Origin of the sequence: Croceicoccus sp. BE223 (assembly GCF_031457155.1) — a bacterium.
Lineage (GTDB): Bacteria > Pseudomonadota > Alphaproteobacteria > Sphingomonadales > Sphingomonadaceae > Croceicoccus.
Genome location: NZ_JAVDWB010000002.1, coordinates 524,589 through 539,659, shown reverse-complemented (window position 1 = coordinate 539,659; position 15,071 = coordinate 524,589). Strand labels below are relative to the sequence as shown.

Annotated in this window: 15 protein-coding genes, 1 pseudogene and 1 other annotated feature; of the genes and pseudogenes, 7 read left to right on the top strand and 9 right to left on the bottom strand. The window is 68.3% G+C overall.

What is annotated here, in order from left to right:
* Positions 1–28 precede the first annotated feature (28 nt).
* The 3 genes from xth to J2X37_RS06560 form a co-directional block, all read right to left on the bottom strand.
* Positions 29–805: an exodeoxyribonuclease III gene (gene xth, locus J2X37_RS06570; RefSeq protein WP_310019540.1), complete on the bottom strand. Its 777-nt coding sequence runs from the start codon at positions 803–805 to the stop codon at positions 29–31.
* The gene (gene erpA / locus J2X37_RS06565) at positions 805–1,134 is read right to left on the bottom strand and encodes an iron-sulfur cluster insertion protein ErpA (RefSeq protein ID WP_310019124.1); all 330 of its coding nucleotides are present in this window, start codon (positions 1,132–1,134) and stop codon (positions 805–807) included. The genes xth and erpA overlap by 1 nt, the downstream gene beginning before the upstream one ends.
* A 61-nt stretch (positions 1,135–1,195) precedes the next feature.
* On the bottom strand, positions 1,196–1,627 hold the full coding sequence (locus J2X37_RS06560; protein WP_310019122.1) for a CBS domain-containing protein: 432 nt from the start codon (positions 1,625–1,627) through the stop codon (positions 1,196–1,198).
* 169 nt (positions 1,628–1,796) lie between these two features.
* Here J2X37_RS06560 and J2X37_RS06555 point away from each other — a divergent pair, with 169 nt between their 5' ends.
* A complete protein-coding gene (locus J2X37_RS06555; protein ID WP_310019120.1) occupies positions 1,797–2,108 on the top strand; it encodes a hypothetical protein in 312 nt (103 codons plus the stop codon).
* A gap of 318 nt (positions 2,109–2,426) precedes the next feature.
* Positions 2,427–2,481: a sequence feature (sul1 is cis-regulatory element that is thought to sense ions involved in sulfur or methionine metabolism; They are found in Alphaproteobacteria), on the top strand.
* A gap of 37 nt (positions 2,482–2,518) precedes the next feature.
* Positions 2,519–4,004: pseudogene (locus J2X37_RS06550) on the top strand (SulP family inorganic anion transporter).
* A gap of 19 nt (positions 4,005–4,023) precedes the next feature.
* Here the strand turns inward: J2X37_RS06550 and J2X37_RS06545 are convergent.
* The 4 genes from J2X37_RS06545 to J2X37_RS06530 form a co-directional block, all read right to left on the bottom strand.
* Positions 4,024–4,365 (bottom strand): (2Fe-2S) ferredoxin domain-containing protein, encoded by a 342-nt coding sequence (locus J2X37_RS06545; protein ID WP_310019538.1) that lies wholly within the window; start codon positions 4,363–4,365, stop codon positions 4,024–4,026.
* A 67-nt stretch (positions 4,366–4,432) separates the two neighbouring features.
* Complete coding sequence (locus J2X37_RS06540) at positions 4,433–5,227, bottom strand: DUF2497 domain-containing protein (protein WP_310019118.1); 795 nt, start codon at positions 5,225–5,227, stop codon at positions 4,433–4,435.
* 39 nt (positions 5,228–5,266) lie between these two features.
* Positions 5,267–6,721, bottom strand: a complete 1,455-nt coding sequence (locus tag J2X37_RS06535) for a TolC family outer membrane protein (RefSeq protein ID WP_310019116.1) — start codon at positions 6,719–6,721, stop codon at positions 5,267–5,269.
* Positions 6,721–7,413: a protein-L-isoaspartate O-methyltransferase gene (locus J2X37_RS06530; protein ID WP_310019114.1), complete on the bottom strand. Its 693-nt coding sequence runs from the start codon at positions 7,411–7,413 to the stop codon at positions 6,721–6,723. Before J2X37_RS06530 ends, J2X37_RS06535 begins: the two co-directional genes overlap by 1 nt.
* 298 nt (positions 7,414–7,711) lie before the next feature.
* On the opposite strand from J2X37_RS06530, the gene J2X37_RS06525 reads away from it, so the two are divergent.
* From J2X37_RS06525 to J2X37_RS06515, 3 genes are all read left to right on the top strand, one after another.
* Positions 7,712–9,238 (top strand): fumarate hydratase, encoded by a 1,527-nt coding sequence (locus J2X37_RS06525; RefSeq protein ID WP_310019112.1) that lies wholly within the window; start codon positions 7,712–7,714, stop codon positions 9,236–9,238.
* 116 nt (positions 9,239–9,354) lie between these two features.
* A complete protein-coding gene (locus J2X37_RS06520) occupies positions 9,355–10,836 on the top strand; it encodes a histidine kinase (protein ID WP_310019110.1) in 1,482 nt (493 codons plus the stop codon).
* Between the two features lie 25 nt (positions 10,837–10,861).
* Entirely contained in the window at positions 10,862–11,620 is a 759-nt protein-coding gene (locus J2X37_RS06515) for a LytTR family DNA-binding domain-containing protein (RefSeq protein ID WP_310019108.1), read from the top strand.
* 127 nt (positions 11,621–11,747) lie between these two features.
* Here the strand turns inward: J2X37_RS06515 and J2X37_RS06510 are convergent, their stop codons facing one another.
* Positions 11,748–12,059 carry a UrcA family protein gene (locus tag J2X37_RS06510; protein WP_310019106.1) on the bottom strand — a complete coding sequence of 104 codons (312 nt, stop codon included), beginning with the start codon at positions 12,057–12,059 and terminating at the stop codon, positions 11,748–11,750.
* A gap of 436 nt (positions 12,060–12,495) precedes the next feature.
* Here J2X37_RS06510 and J2X37_RS06505 point away from each other — a divergent pair, with 436 nt between their 5' ends.
* Positions 12,496–13,398 carry a diacylglycerol kinase family protein gene (locus tag J2X37_RS06505; RefSeq protein WP_310019104.1) on the top strand — a complete coding sequence of 301 codons (903 nt, stop codon included), beginning with the start codon at positions 12,496–12,498 and terminating at the stop codon, positions 13,396–13,398.
* Positions 13,395–14,273 (top strand): metallophosphoesterase, encoded by an 879-nt coding sequence (locus J2X37_RS06500; protein WP_310019103.1) that lies wholly within the window; start codon positions 13,395–13,397, stop codon positions 14,271–14,273. Before J2X37_RS06505 ends, J2X37_RS06500 begins: the two co-directional genes overlap by 4 nt.
* 81 nt (positions 14,274–14,354) lie before the next feature.
* On the opposite strand, the gene J2X37_RS06495 is transcribed toward J2X37_RS06500, so the two are convergent.
* Positions 14,355–15,026 carry a cytochrome c family protein gene (locus J2X37_RS06495; protein ID WP_310019101.1) on the bottom strand — a complete coding sequence of 224 codons (672 nt, stop codon included), beginning with the start codon at positions 15,024–15,026 and terminating at the stop codon, positions 14,355–14,357.
* Positions 15,027–15,071: the final 45 nt, after the last annotated feature.

The following is a 15,071-nucleotide window of genomic DNA, read 5'->3' as shown; positions in this document are numbered from 1 at the left end:
TCCGGAACCCTTCTAATCCTTCAAACGCTCAATCCCGCGTTTCGATCCAGATCGGAACGTGATCGCTCGCTTTTTCGCGCCCGCGATATTCCTTGTCGATTCCGCAGGATAGGAGCCGGTCGGCCAGCGCGGGCGAGAGCAGCGCGTGGTCGATGCGAAAACCGTGGTCGCGCTGCCATGCGCCGGCCTGGTAGTCCCAGAAGGTCCACATCCCGCCGCGCGGATGATGCAGTTCAATGGCGTCGGTCCAACCGTCGTGGAGAAGGCGGAAGAACGAATCGCGCGATTCGGTCTGCATCAGCGCGTCGGATGCCATCGCGGCAGGCGACCAGACATCGCGGTCGCGCGGGATCACGTTATAGTCGCCGATGACCACCGCCGGGATTTCCGCCGCCAGCAATTCGGCCATGCGGACCCGCAGCCGTTCCATCCAGGCCAGCTTGTAATCGAACTTCGGCCCCGGCACCGGATTGCCGTTGGGCAGATAGATGCACACCACCCGCACGCCGTTCACTTCGGCCTCGATGTAGCGGGAGTGCGTGTCGTCGTCGTCGCCGGGCAGGCCGCGCAGCACCTCGTGCGGGGGTTCCTCGCCGCGCTGCAGGATGGCGACGCCGTTGAAGCCCTTCTGCCCGTGCCAGATCGCGCGGTAGCCCGCCTCGTGAAAGGCATCGCCCGGAAAGGTCTCGTCGCTCGACTTGATCTCTTGCAGGCAGGCGACGTCGGGCCTCGTTTCGTCGAGCCATTCGAGCAGGCGGGGCAGGCGCGCCTTGACGCCGTTGATGTTGAAGCTGGCGATCCGCATCAGATCGAGAAGCTGGACCCGCAACCGCAGCCGGCCGCCGCGTTGGGATTTTCGACCCGGAACGCCGCGCCGCCCAGCGATTCGACGTAGTCGACGGTGCACCCGCGCACCAGGTCGAGACTGACCGCATCGACGATCAGCCTGACCCCGTCCCGCTCGACCACGGTGTCGTCGTCCTCCACCGCAGAGGCGAGATCGAACTTGTACTGGAAGCCCGAGCACCCGCCCCCTTCGACGGCGAGGCGCAGCGCCGGGTCGCGGCCCTGGCGGCTGGCGATGGCGGCGACGCGCGCGGCGGCGGACGGGCTGAGGGTGACGGGCTGTTCCATGCCGCAAAGGTAGGATGCGCCGCCGCCCGGGGCAAGCGGCGCGACCGGCACAATTGGCCGGTCAGGCGCTGTGGATGTAGTCGCGCAGCGCCTTCGCCTCGCTCTCGATCTCATCGATGCGCGCCTTGACCAGATCGCCGATCGACAGGAACGAGACCATGTTGCCGTTCTCCACGACCGGCAGGTGGCGAATGCGGCGGCGGGTCATCAGCGCCAGCGCCTGGTTCTCGCTGGTGTCGCGGGTGACGGTGACGGCGGGCGAGGTCATCACCTTGTCCATAGTCAGGTCCAGCGCCTCGCCGCCGTGGACGTTGAGGCAGCGGATGACGTCCCGTTCGGAAAAGATGCCGACGACCTTGCCGCTCGCATCGACCACCGGCATCGCGCCGATCCGTTTCTCGGTCAGCAGGGCCACCGCGTCCTTTACCGAGGTCTGCTCGGTGCAGGTGGTGATCTCGTGGTTGCGACCCGCGACGATCCTGGCGATGCTCATGGCCCCTCCTTTCCAAGGTTTGCGCTGCCCGTCGCGCCGCGCTGGCCCGGCCCGGTTGCCCCGGCCGACGGCGCGGCGCCGTGGCTCGGCAAGCATGATGACAGAAGCCGCGCCGTCTTGCCAGCGGGCCTTGCCGGGTCCATGGATGCCCGCCTCGAAGGATGCCGCCATGACCCGCCCCTCCCCTCTCGACGATCCGAAGAACGCCGCGCATGCCTGGGCGCGCTATCGGCGACTGATGAAGTGGATGTTCGCGCTGACCAGCACGACCGTCGCGATCTCGCTGGCCTTCCTCTACTGGCGCAACGGGCTCGTTTCGATCCACCTCTACATCGCGACCGCGCTGGGCGTGACGGCGGCGATGATGCTGATGGCGGCGCTGATGGGGCTGGTCTTCCTGTCGAGCGGGACCGGCCACGACGAGGCGGTCGACGACCGCGTCGGTGACGAGGCCAAGGACGCCTGGGACAACATCGAGTAGCGGGCGAAGGGACGCCGGGGGGACGGCAAAGAGGGTGACAAAGGCGACACCCTGTCACCCTGCCCCACCCGCGCCGGGGCGCGCAATCCCCGGCTTTCGGCCTGCCGGGTGACAGGTGACACCTGTCAGGCGACGGGGGCGTGCGGATCGACGATTCGAAAGAGCGCGAAGAACGATGCCGCCGCGCGGCCGTGTAGGAAAATCAAATCGCACCGGTTCGATACCCGCCCGTCCCGCGCGGATCAGGCGAGCCCCGGCAGCGAGCCGCCGGTTCGCGATTTGCCTTTGGCCTCATCCTGGGCGATAGGCCGCAGCATCGACGGACTCGCGTCTTCGCGAGTGGCTCGGCCCGGCGCCTATCCCCGGGACAACGCGGCCGCACGGGCCGCTGATCTCATCTGGACGACCTCATGACATTTCCCGCCTCGCTCCGCCGTGACTGGCTGGCCAACACGCGTGGCGACATCCTTGCCGGGATCGTGGTCGCGCTCGCGCTCATTCCCGAGGCCATCGGCTTCTCGATCATCGCCGGGGTCGATCCGCGTGTCGGTCTCTATGCGTCGGTCGCCATCGCCATCGTCATATCGTTCACCGGCGGGCGTCCGGGCATGATCTCGGCGGCGACCGCCGCGGTCGTGGTGCTGGTGATCCCGCTGGTCCGCGAACACGGGGTCGAATACCTCTTCGCCGCCACCATCCTCATGGGCCTGATCCAGATCGTGGCCGGCCTGATCCGGCTCGACCTCCTGATGCAGTTCGTGTCGCGATCGGTCATCACCGGGTTCGTCAACGCGCTGGCGATCCTGATCTTCATGGCGCAGTTGCCGCAACTGACCGGCGAGACATGGCAGGCCTACGCCATGATCGCGGGCGAGCTCGCGATCATCTACCTGCTGCCCCGGCTGACCACGGCGGTCCCCGCCCCGCTGGTCGCGATCGTGGTGCTGACCGCGCTGGCGATCTGGACCGGTGCGCCGGTCAACACCGTGGCCGACATGGGCGACCTGCCCCAAGGCTTGCCCAGCCTCGTCTGGCCCGACGTGCCGCTGACCTGGGACACGCTGGCGATCATCGCGCCCTATTCGGCGGCGATGGCGGCGGTGGGCCTGCTGGAATCGCTGCTCACCGCGCAAATCGTCGACGACATGACCGAGACCGACAGCGACAAGCGGCGCGAATGCGCGGGCCAGGGCAGCGCCAACATCGCCGCCGCGCTGGTCGGCGGCATGGGCGGCTGCGCGATGATCGGCCAGTCGGTGATCAACGTGACGTCGGGCGGATCGCGGGCGATTGTCCACCTTCACCGCGGGCGCGTTCCTCATGTTCCTGCTGGCCGTGCTCGGCCCCTTCGTCGGCCAAGTGCCGATGCCCGCGCTCGTCGCCATCATGATCATGGTGTCGATCGGCACGTTCAGCTGGAATTCGATCCCGAACCTGCGTCGTCATCCCTGGCCGTCGTCGGTGGTTATGCTGTCGACCGTCGCCGTCGTGGTCGGCACGCACGACCTGTCGCTGGGCGTGCTGGCCGGCGTGCTGCTTTCGGGGATCTTCTTCGCGGGCAAGGTGCAGCGCATGTTCGGGGTGGAGCGGACCCTGTCCGAAGACGGCGAAACCGCGTGCTACCGGGTGACCGGGCAGATCTTCTTCGCCTCCGTCGATCGTTTCGTGCGGGCGATGGACATGGCCGAGACGGCGCCGAACGTGCGGATCGACATGACCGCGGCGCATTTCTGGGACATCTCGGCGGTCGCCGCGCTGGACAAGATCGTCGCCCGCCTACGCCGCGACGGTCGCACGGTGGAGATCGTCGGTTACAACCGGGCGAGCGCTGATATCGTCGACCGCTTCGCCCTGCACGACAAGACCGGGTTCGAGCTGGGGGCCGTTCCACACTGATCGTGCGGGGCGGCGAGAGTCAGGCTTCGCTCGCCGCCGCGTCCGGCACCGTCAGGCGGTATGCCTCGACCGGCTCGCCGCCGATCAGGTGCTGCTGGATGATCTCCTCCAGCACCCTGGGCGTGCAGGAATGGTACCAGACCCCGTCGGGATAGACGACCGCGAGCGGCCCCGCGACGCACAGGCGCAGGCAGTTGGCCTTGGTCCGCATCACCCCGCCCTTCCGGTCCAGCCCGAGTTCGGCGAGGCGCTTCTTGAGGTAGTCCCAGCTTTCGAGACCGACCTTCTTCGGGCAGCACTTGGCCTTGGTCTGATCGGCGCAGAGGAAGATGTGGCGCGAGAACGGCTCGCCCCCGCCCATGACTGCCAGTTCGGCGCGCGCGCGGGCGATCGCCTCGGGGCCGGCCTTCTTCGCCACCGTGCCGGCCTCAGCGGCGGCCGGTGATGCGGGCGATCTCGTCCTGCACCATGCGCTCGATGATGCCTTGCAGGTGGGTGTCGAGCCAGTCCTTCAGCATCGGGCGCAGCATGTCGCGGACCACGTCCTCGAGCGGGTGCGGCGGGCTTTCGGCGCGGGTCGCGGCGGCGGTCACGCTGCTCAGCGCGCCGAGCTGCTCGCGCACCGCGGCGGCGGCCGCCCCGGCGAGGAGGCCCTCGTGGGCCGGGGCTGCGGCCAGAGTCGGCTCCGGCGCGGGTTGGGGCGCAGGTTCGGGTGCAGCCGGGGCGGCGAGAGTGGCGGGCGGTTCCGGCTGGAAGTTGGCTTCGGGGTGGGCCAGAGCCTCCTCCGCATCCTTGCCCTCGGCTTCGTCCGCATCGCTTTCGGCGGGCGGCTCGAACCCGGCGGGCAGCGGGGCGAAATCGATGGCGGGCCCTTCGTCCGCCTCCACCTCGGCCCCGAGATCGTAGATCTCGACCGCGGCATCTTCCACCCCGGCATCCTCCGGCCCGACATCCTCTGGCTCCGCATTGACGGGCGGCGTGGCTGGGGAAACCGAGGTCAGCGGCTGGACGAAGGTGGGCCGACCGAAGGCATCGCGCGGGGTGAAGGCGCGAAGCGAACCGATGCCCGAATTCGGCAGGGGATCGGGGGCAGTCTGGACCGGGGCGTCGGCAGCCGTCTCGCCATCCTCAGCCCGACCGCGATAGCTGTCGTCCTCGCGCGAGATCACCTTCTTGATCGAGCGGAGAATATCCTCGACCGAGGGCTCGCCATCCTTCTGCACGTCCAACCGTTCCTTTCAGGTCCGCGATCCCGGCGGGGATCAGCGAGCCCGAATGTCGGCGTCTTGCGCGGGAGTGTCAACGGTGCGGGTCGACTGCGCGACGGGGTCCGGCTCCTTGCGCCAGTCCCAGATCGCGCTCTTCACGCTGTCGTAGTGCGCGACCGGATCGTAGAGCGGGCCGACATCGAAATTGAGGTCCTCCGCCTCCGCCTTGCCCATCGCGGCGAGCAGGGAGAAGCCCGCGACATAGGCGTTGCGCTGCGCGGTGACGAGCTGGACCTGCGTGGTCAGCAGTTCGCGCTCGGCGTCGAGGATGTCGAGGATGGTGCGGTTGCCGACGGTGTTTTCCGCCCGCACGCCCTCGAGGCTCAGCGCGGCGGCGGACACGGCGGTGGTCGTCGCCTCGATCGTCTCGTTCGCGGCGACCCAGGCCGAATAGGCGGCGCGGGTCTGCGCGACGACGTCGCGTTCGACCGCGATCTCGGTTTCCAGCGTGGCCTGCGAGCGGGCCTGCGCCTGGCGTTCGAGCGCGGCGGGCCGCCCGCCCTGGAAGATCGGCACCGACAGCCGGGCCCCGGCCTGCGCGGTTGTCGCCGATTGCGAAACGCTGACGCCGGGCACGTCGGTGCGCAGCGAGCCGAGGTAGTCGGAATAGCCGCCGCCGGTGAACAGCTCGACACGCGGCAGGCGGGTCGATCCGGCCACTTCGATGTCGTAGCGCGAAGCCGCGCTGCGTTCGCGCGCGGCGATGAGGTCGGGGTTGTTGGCCAGCGCCACCTCGACCGCCTGTTCGGGGCTCGACGGCAGGCCGGGCAGCGGCGGCGGGGGCTGCAGGTCGACCGGCGGCTTGCCGACCAGCTGGATGTAGCGTTCGCGGCTGGAGATGAGGTTCGACTGCGCGGTCAGCAGGTCGCTGCGCGCGATGGCGAGGCGCGAATCGGATTGCGCCACGTCGGTGCGGGTGATGTCACCGATTTCGAACCGGTCGCGGGTCGCCTGCAGGTTGACGCCGAGGGTGTCGACGTTCTGCCGGTTGAGCTGCACCACCGCGCTGTCGCGGATGACATCCATGTAGGCGGCGACGGTTTGCGCGAAGACGCCCGATTCGGTCGCCTTCAGGTCGGCGCGGCCGGCCTGCACCCGCTGCTTGGCAGCGCGGACCGAATTCTTGACCGCCCCGCCCGAATAGACCGGCACCGCGAGATCGAGGCTGGTGCTGAGCTGGCGGTCGGGCGCGTTGAACGACGAACTGCTCTGCTTCAGGTATTCGGTGTACTGCGCGCTGCCGCCGATGCTCGGCAAGCCGTCGGCGCGTTCGATCGGCACGTTCTCGTCGATGCCGCGCAAATCGGCGCGCGCGGCCTGGATCGTCGGGTTGGTCTGGTAAGTGAGCGCCAGCGCTTGCTGAAGCGTGTCGGCCATCGCCTGCGCGGGCAGCAGCATGGCCGCCCCGGCAAGCAGCCCGGCCCGGATGCGGCCCTGCGACAAGTGCATCAGAACGACCACCCCTTCGGCGCGGCGAAGGCGGCGAGCACCGGCATCGCGATGTCGGCGACCGGAATCAGAGCGATCGCCCCGCCCGAGCGGCGGCCCACCGCGATGCGGGTGACGCCGCTGTCGAGCGTGCCGGTGACGATGCGGCCGTTTTCGGCGAGCTGCGCGGCAAAGCCCGCGGGCAACTGCTCGACCGCGCCGTCGATGACGATGAGGTCGTAGGGCGCGCCGCCCGGCCACCCTTCGGCCAGCGGGCTTGTGTGCCAGCTTCCCGCCTTCGTGCCGGGCAGGCCGGACAGGCGGATATCGTCCTCCACCACGTCGAGCGAGGCGACGAGCGGGGCGAGCACGGCGGCGAGATAGCCGGTGCCGCCGGCGATCAGCAGCGTCTTGTCGGTGTCCTTCGGCAGAGCCTCGGTGACCAGTCGCGCCTGGCCGAGCGGGGCGGTCAGCATGCGTCCCTCGCCCAGCGGCAGGGCACGGTCGACATAGGCGATCGAGCGCTGGTCGGCTCTGACGTAATCCTCGCGCGCGGTGGCGGCAAAGGCCGCGAGAACGCGCGGATCGTTGATGCCGCTGACGCGCAGCTGACTGTCGACCATGGCGCGCCGGGCGCGCGCGGATTCGCCAGGGATTTCGCCGGCGGATCGGGAAGCGAAGTCGTTGGAGTTCGAAACGGCGGCACTGGCCATCGCGGATGCACTCTTTCGTCTGTGACGGGCCTTGCGCGCAGGAGCGCTGTCCCGTCTGGCCTGGGTTCGTGCCCGTGGGGCACCGCGGCAAAGAAACCGCTTGCCAGCGCGCCCTACGCCATTCCCGCCCCAGCGCCAAGAGGCCAACGCGCCTCGACCGGAGCGCGACCGCGTTCGATCAACGCCAGCCCCCCGGTGCGTGCCGTTGCGGCGCCTGCGCCATCTTGGCATCACCGGAAGGCGGGGCTAAGGCCCGCTCGATCCGGGCGACCGGCGGCAGACGAAGGGGATTTCGGCGATGTCCGACATGGTGATGATCGAGGAACAGGATCTGATCGACAGCGTGGCCGACGCGCTGCAGTTCATCAGCTTCTACCACCCGATGGACTACATCAAGGCGCTGGGCGAAGCCTATGAGGCCGAGCAGAACCCCGCGGCCAAGGACGCGATCGCGCAGATCCTGACCAACAGCCGGATGTGCGCCGAAGGGCACCGCCCGATCTGCCAGGACACCGGCATCGTCAACGTCTTCGTGAAATGGGGGCAGGACTGCCGCCTCAACTCGAAGCTGAGCCTGCAGGAGGTCGTCGATGAGGGCGTCCGCCGCGGCTACAACAATCCCGACAACAAGCTGCGCGCCTCGATCCTCGCCGATCCGGCCTTCACCCGCCGCAACACGCGCGACAACACCCCTTGCGTGCTGTCGGTGGAGATGGTGCCCGGGGACAAGGTGCACATCGACGTCGCGGCCAAGGGCGGCGGCAGCGAGAACAAGTCGAAGTTCAAGATGATGAACCCCAGCGACAACATCGTCGACTGGGTCATCGAGATGCTGCCCCAGATGGGCGCCGGCTGGTGCCCGCCGGGCATGCTGGGCATCGGCATCGGCGGCACGGCCGAACACTGCATGAAGCTCGCCAAGATGAGCCTGATGGACCCGATCGACATGGGCCAGCTGAAGGCGCGCGGGGCCCGGACCGACATCGAGCGGATGCGCATCGAGATCTACGACAAGGTCAATGCGCTGGGCATCGGCGCGCAGGGCCTGGGCGGGCTGTCGACCGTGCTCGACGTCAAGATCATGGACTGGCCGTGCCACGCCGCGGGCAAGCCGGTCGCGATGATCCCGAACTGCGCCGCCACCCGCCACGCGCATTTCACGCTGGACGGCAGCGGGCCGAGCTTCATCCCGGTGCCGAACCTCGACGAATGGCCCAACGTCGGCTGGAAGCCTGATGCGGCGGCCAAGAAGGTCAACCTCGACACCCTGACCCCCGAAGAGGTGCAGGGCTGGAAGCACGGCGACCGGCTGCTGCTGTCGGGGCACATGCTGACCGGGCGCGACGCGGCGCACAAGCGCATTGCCGACATGCTATCGAAAGGCGAGGAGCTGCCCGTCGATTTCCGCGGCCGCGCGATCTATTACGTCGGCCCGGTCGACCCGATCGTCGGCGAAGTCGTCGGTCCCGCCGGACCCACGACCGCGACCCGCATGGACAAGTTCACCGACACCATGCTCGAGCTTGGCCTTCTCGCCATGATCGGCAAGGCCGAACGCGGCCAGGGCGCGACCGAGGTGATCGCGAAGCACAAGGTCGCCTATTTGATGGCGGTGGGCGGCGCGGCCTACCTTGTCGCCCGCGCGATCAAGGAAGCGAAAGTCGTCGGGTTCGAGGATCTCGGCATGGAGGCGATCTACGAATTCAAGGTCGAGGACATGCCGGTGACCGTCGCCGTAGATGCCGAGGGCAACAACGTCCACCAGCTCGCCCCGCTGGTCTGGAAGGACAAGATCGCGCGCGAGCACCTGCTGCCCGGCACCTGAGCGGACCGCCGACCGGGGCGGGCTGATCGACCAAGCGCGGATTCGCCTCGACCGGGGGCGGACCGCGCCGCCCTCCCCCTCTGGCCAAGGCATCGGGCCCGTCCTATCAACGCCCGGTGAAGAACCCGTTGGCAAACCGAGACGGCCCGGCCGATCCCGCAGAGGAGCGCGGCGTCGGCTTCGTCGCCGTGCTCGTTTCGATGACGGTCCTGTGGATCGCCTATTTCCTTCTGGCGACGGCACGCGGGCTGGTCCTCGAATTCGATTTCCAGGCCGACCTGCTGACCCGCCGCTTCGTCGTGACGCTGGCGGGCATCGGGGTGACCGTCCTGCTCTGGCTGCTGCTGCGCGGGTTCGACCATAGCCGCATCGGCCTGCGCGTGCTGATCGCGGTGGTGGCGGCGGTGCCGGCCTCGCTGCTGCTCGCCTTCATCAACCAGAAGGCCTTTGCCGATGTCGAGGCGAAGATCGTGCGCAGCGTCGGCCAGGACCAGGGCGTCCGCATCCGCCGCGACGAGGCTGGCAACCTGCTGGTCGACGTGCCGGGCGTGCCGGGCGACGACGCGGTCGTGCCCCCGCCCCCCGTGCCCCCGCCGCCTGTGCCACCCGCCCCGACGCCGCGCCCCGACGATCCGGGCAACCGGGCCGAGGATGCCGCCGCGCCCGAAACGCCCGCGATGCCCGCCCCGCCCGCGACAATCGTGACCGAGGAGATCCGCGGCCCCGACGGCAGCGGCACGGTGCGCAATGTCGACGAGACCGCGGGGATGAGCGCCGAGGACGAGGCGCGGATGCTGAAGGTCGAGGAGCCGCTGCGCCGCAAGATCATGTGGCAGCAACTGACCGACATCGCGCTTGGCCGCTATTTCCTGCTGCTGTCGTGGTGCGCGCTCTATATCGCGATGGGGCAGGCGGTGCAGGCTCGCGTCGCCGAACGGCGGGAGGGCGAATATCGCCGCGCGGCCAAGGCGGCGGAGCTGAAGTCGCTGCGCTACCAGGTCAATCCGCACTTTCTGTTCAACACTCTCAATTCGCTTTCGGCGCTGGTCATGACCGACCGCAAGGAGCAGGCCGAAACCATGATCCAGACGATCAGCACCTTCTATCGCCGCTCGCTTTCGGGCGACCCGACCCACGACGTGCCCTTGTCGGAGGAGATCGAGTTGCAGCGGCTCTACCTGCAGATCGAGGCGGTGCGCTTTCCCGATCGCCTGCGTATCGAGGTCGAGGTGCCCGAACACCTTGCCAACGCGCGCGTGCCGGGCATGCTGCTGCAGCCGCTGGTGGAGAATTCGGTCCGCTACGCGGTCGCGCCGGTCGGGCGTCCGGTGACGATCCGGCTGGTCGCGCTGGAGGAATACGGGCGGCTGGTGATCCGGGTGGAGGATGACGGGCCGGGCGGCTCGCTGGCGGATGACAGCCAGCACGGCTTCGGCATTGGGCTCGACAACGTGCGCAACCGGCTGAAGGCACGCTTCGGCGACGATGCCAGCGTGGCGAGCGGCCCCCGTTCCGGCCACAGCACAGGTCCGGGCGGGGAGCATGGGTGGCGGACGGTGATCCGCATGCCGCTGTCGTTTACCGGCGACGGCGAATAAGCGACGGCATCGGGGGACGCGGGACATGGAAAACGGAATGGAGCAGCGGGCGCTGGCGACGCTGATCGTCGACGACGAGCCGCTGGCCGTCGAACGGATGCAGGTGATCTGCGCGCGGATGGAGCGGCTGCGCATCGTCGGCACCGCCGCCGACGGCGCCGCGGCGCTGCGCATGATCGAGGCGCTGACCCCCGATCTCGTCCTGCTCGACATGACGATGCCCCAGGTCGACGGGCTGTCGGTCGCCCGCCGCATCGCCGAGACCGTGCCCGACCCGGCGCAGCGCCCGGCGGTCGTCTTCGTCACCGCGCACGACAGCTTCGCGGTGGAGGCGTTCGACCTCGACGCGGTCGACTACGTGCTGAAGCCGGTCGCGCCCGACCGGCTGGCCCGCGCCATCGACCGCGCCTTTGCCCGCCGGTCCAGCGGGCAGGGCGCGTCGCGGGCGACCGCGTGGATCGAGGAGTTCTGGGTGCCGCACCGCTCCGAACTGCTGCGCATCGCCGCCGCCGACGTGCACCGCATCGATGCCGAGCGCGACTACGTGCGGCTTTATGTCGGCGATGCCAGCCACCTCTTGCTGGAAACGATCGGCGCGCTGGAAGAACGGCTCGACCCGGAACGCTTCATCAGGGTTCACCGGTCGACCATCCTGCGCCGCGATTTCATCACCGGGCTGCGCCACGAAGGGCTGGGCGTCTGGTCGGCGGAGATCGCCCAGGGCGAACCGGTGCGGATCGGGCGCACCCATCTCAAGGCGGTGAAAGCGATGGCGGGGCGCTAGGGCCGGAACCCGGCGCGCTCAGGCCAAAAAGAAGGCGGCAACCATCGCTGGCGCCGCCTTCTCTCGGGAAAATGGGCCCCGACCGGGGGACTGGTCCGGACGGGGCCCAGGTATTGGACGGCTGGTGTCAGCCGCCAAAGCGGGCGCTGGCGATCTTCTGCGCGACCTGCGGACGGGCTTCCTTGCTGCTTTCACGCACGCAGGAGAACTGGACGTCGGCGGGCGTGACCTGGCCCTTGGCGTCGTAGAGACAGGCCTTGAAGGTCGCGGCGCGGATGCGCTTCTGCAATTCGGCGGCGCCGGCGTCGCTCGTCAGGTCGAGGTCGGCGGCCGAAACGCGGACGGTTACGGTGTCCTGCGCGGTGTTCGCCAGAGCGGCGGTGGGCGCGGCGAGGACGGCGAGCCCGGCCAGAGCCGGGATGAAGATGGTCTTGATCATGATATCCCCCAGAGTTCGAGTCGGTTGCTGTTCGATGAGCCTGTTGTTGCTCATCCCGCCGGTCCCGTCCCTTCAGACTCTTCGAAGGGGCAAGACGACCCGACCGGCGGCATCTACAGTCGACGAACGACGTTCATCGACCGACGAGCGCCATCTATGTCTATCGCAACCCCGCGTCCATCTAATTTTAACCAGTTATTTGGTTTCGTTACATGCGATACGAACGGTTTTTAATAAAAGACATTTGTCTTCGATTTGTAATATTGACAGCTATGACAGTTAACATTCGGAACCTGTTGATCCGGATGACGATTCCGCAGCGGTCGAACGCGCGTTTTACTTGACAGTCTTGTCATTAATGAACGCGCAAGGGCGTGGCCGGCAGCGGGAATTCCGAAGCCGGGAACCACAGTCATGCGTCGCGATTTTCGCTGCCATGGAACACGCGCAAAACGACTCGCCCGAAGCCGGTTCGAAACGGACCTGGCTCGTCGTCAATCCGGCAAGCGGAAGCTACGACGACGCGGCTTTCGAGGCGCTTTGCGAGTGCTGCACGCAGAACGCGATCGATCTCGACAGGGTCATCCGCTTTCCCGAGCAGGACAAGCTGCCGACCGCGGCCGAGCTTGACGCGGCCGGTGTCGATTTCGTTACGATCTACACGGGCGACGGCACGATCAACGCGCTGGTGACCGGCCTTTACGGCTGGTCGGGCGCCATCCTCATCCTGCCGGGCGGGACGATGAACCTCCTGTCGATCCGCCTGCACGGCGATGTCGAGACGCCGGACATCGTCGCCAGGGTGGGCAAGGGTGATTTTCGCAAGGAGCGCCCCTGCGTCGTGCGGTGCGATGCCGGCGATGCGCTGGCGGGCCTGATGGTCGGCCCCGGCACCGCATGGGGCGAAGTGCGCGAGGCGATGCGCGACATGGACATCGTCGGTTTCGCGACGCAGGCGGTAACCGCCATCGGCGAATCGGCCGCGGGCACCAAGGTGCGGATCGCCGAGCCGAGGGTCGGCAAGGAAGAGGGCTATCCGCTGCTGGTGCTCACCCCGGAACAGGGGACGATGTCGGTCGCGGCCTATCATTCCGAAACCGTGGGCGACTATGCCCAGCAGGGCGTTGCGCTGTTGCAGCGCGATTTTCGGAAAGGTCCGCACGATGACTTGGGGCAGATGGACGCGATGACGATCGAACTGGCGGCCGAAGCGGGCACAAGCACGGACGAAGTGCTGCCGACCCTGATCGACGGCGAAAGTGCCGAACTGCCCCGCCGCGCCAGGTTCACGGTCGTGCCCTGCGAGGTCGACCTGATCGTCACCGAGGCGCAGGCGTGAGCGATCCGGCAGCAAAGCGCACCGACGAACGCCTCCTCTTCCATCTTTCGGATATCCATTTCGGGCTGGTCGATGAAGGCGCCATCGCGTGGGTCGCGGCGGAGATCGAGCGCTGCCGCCCCGATGCGGTGGCGATCACCGGCGACCTGACGATGCGCGCCCGCCACCGCGAATTCGCCGCAGCCTGCCGCTGGATCAGCGCGCTCGACGTGCCGGTCACGGTCGAGGTCGGCAATCACGACATGCCTTATTTCAACCCGATCGAGCGCTTCGTCACCCCTTATCGCCGGTTCCGCGCGATCGAGGGGCTGATCGAACGCGAGATCGAACTGCCGGGTGTCGCCATCGTGCCGCTGAAGACGGCGGCGCGGGCGCAGTGGCGGCTCAACTGGTCGAAGGGCTGGATCACCGGCCGTGCGCTGGAGAAATGCCTCGCCATGATCGACGCGCTGCCCGCCGGCACCCGGGCGCTGGTCACCTGCCACCACCCGCTGGTCGAGGTCGGCACGCGCGGCACGGCGCTGACCCGCGGCGGCAACAAGGCGCTGGCCGAACTGGCGAAGCGAGGCGTGGTCGCGGTGCTGTCCGGCCACGTCCACGACGCCTTCGACCTGGTCCACGACACGCCGAACGGCCCGGTGCGCATGATCGGTGCCGGAACGCTGTCGCAGCGGCTGCGCTCGACCCCGCCGAGCTTCAACGAACTGCACATCGCGGGCGGAGAGGTCCGTGTCGTCGTCCGCAATCTGGAGCACGTGCCGACGCCCGACATGATGATTGCCGACGTGCCGGAAAACGCCCTGCCGCCACGCACGCCCGGAGAGCCGGTCGCGCCCGTGGGCCGGGTGCCGGCGGTCGATCCGCCGGTGCACTGACCGTACGAAACCAACAATAAACGAAAAGGCCCGCCGAAGCATGCTCCGGCGGGCCTTTTGACTTGCGGTCGGGCGCTGGCCTCAGTTGGCGGTCGCCGCGTTCTGGCCCGCCACCGGGGTCGTGACTTCCGCGTCGGCGGCGTCGGGGCCGGTGGGCGCGGCCTCTGCCGCCGGCTTGTCGGCAGTCTCGACGCCGGGCGCGACGTCCTCTGCCGCCGGCGCGTCGGCGCTGGGCAGCGGCAGGTTCGACCCTTGCGCATTGAGATAGGCGATCAGGTTGGCGCGGTCTTCCGGCTTCGACAGGCCGGCGAAGCTCATCTTGGTGCCCGCGGCGAAGGCTTTCGGGCTAGCGAGCCACGCGTCCATGTTCTCGAACGTCCAGGTGCCGCCGTGGCCGGACAGCGCCGACGAGAACGCGAAGCCGCCCTTGCCCTTGCCGATCTCCTCGCCCATCGTCGCCCACAGGTTCGGGCCGATGCCGTTCGCGCCGCCCTGGTTGATGGTGTGGCAGGCGGTGCACTTGGCAAAGACCTTTTCGCCCGCGGCCGGATCGGCGCTGGCGAGCAGGGTGTTGAGCGAGGGGCCGCCTTCGCCGCCGCCTTCTTCCTCGGCCGCGACGATGGCGTAGCCTTCCTTCTCGACCTCGTGCTGCTTGTCAGCCATGAACACGCGGCTGCTGACGCTGGAAAGGCCGATGGCCACGATCCCGCCGAACAGGGCCCATCCGGCAATGGTGTTGAACTTGTCGCTCATCGTTGCAAAAACCCGTCACGTGTTCCTGTCACGCCCCCGCACGAG